The organism is Streptomyces pseudovenezuelae, from assembly GCF_029892565.1.
In the GTDB taxonomy this organism is placed as follows: domain Bacteria; phylum Actinomycetota; class Actinomycetes; order Streptomycetales; family Streptomycetaceae; genus Streptomyces; species Streptomyces pseudovenezuelae_A.
On the sequence record NZ_JARXVH010000087.1, the window covers coordinates 1 to 1102 of the forward strand.

Below are 1102 nucleotides of genomic sequence, written 5' to 3' on the forward strand. Positions count from 1 at the left end.
TGCTGAACGTTCCGAAAGCCCTTGATCTTGACGGTACTGTCCTGATCACGGGTGGTACCGGGTCGCTGGGTGCCATGGTGGCCCGGCATCTGGTCACTGAGCATGGTGTGCGCCACCTGGTCCTTGTGAGCCGGCGCGGGCCGGATGCCGGGGGGGCGCGGGAACTGGTCGCCGAACTCGCTGAGGTGGGTGCGGCGGTGACAGTGACGGCGTGCGATGTCGCCGATCGGGATGCGGTGGTGGCGCTGCTGGCGGCCGTGCCGGCCGAGCACCCGCTGACTGGTGTTGTTCATACCGCGGGTGTGTTGGACGACGGTGTGATCGGGGCGCTGACGCCGGAACGGCTGGAGTATGTGTTCGGGCCGAAGGTCACGGCCGTGTGTCATCTGGACGAGCTGACGCGGGACATGGACCTGTCGATGTTCGCGGTGTTCTCGTCCGCGGCGGGTGTGTTCGGTTCGGCGGGTCAGGGTAACTACGGGGCCGCCAACGCCTTCCTCGACGGGCTGATGGCCAGGCGCCGTGCTGATGGCCTGCCGGGTGTCTCGATGGCCTGGGGTCTGTGGGAGCAGGCCGGGGGTATGACCGCAGACCTCAGCCAGACCGACCGGGCCCGTATGGGCCGTGGCGGGGTCCTGCCCCTCAGCTCCGCCGAGGGGATGCGGCTGTTCGACGCGGCCCTGCGGATGCCTACCGCGCTGGCGGTGCCGATCAAGCTGGACCTGCGGGCGCTACGCGCCGAGGGGGCCGCAGGAAGTGCGATGCAGCCCCTCCTGCGGGGACTGCTCAACCTCCGCCGGAAGACGTCGCGTGCGGTCTCCGATGACAACGGCCGGCTTGCCGCCAGGCTGGCCGGGCTCGCACCGCAGGAGCAGGAAGCACTGCTGCTCGACCTGGTCCGGGCCCAGGTGGCGATCGTTCTCGGACACACCAGGGCGGCGACTGTTGGAGCGGAGAAAGCGTTCAAAGACGCCGGCTTCGATTCACTCACCTCGGTCGAGCTGCGCAACCGCCTGCGCGAGGCCACCGGCCTCAAGCTGACGCCGACGGTGGTCTTCGACTACCCCACCCCGCTCGCCCTCGCCCGCCACCTCCACGGCGA

At 69.4% G+C, this 1102-nt stretch carries 1 protein-coding gene; it reads left to right on the forward strand.

Annotation, left to right across the window (positions count from 1 at the left end):
* Positions 1-74 precede the first annotated feature (74 nt).
* The coding region (locus tag M2283_RS51585; RefSeq protein ID WP_280883579.1) for a type I polyketide synthase at positions 75-1102 on the forward strand (1028 nt) is incomplete at its 3' end.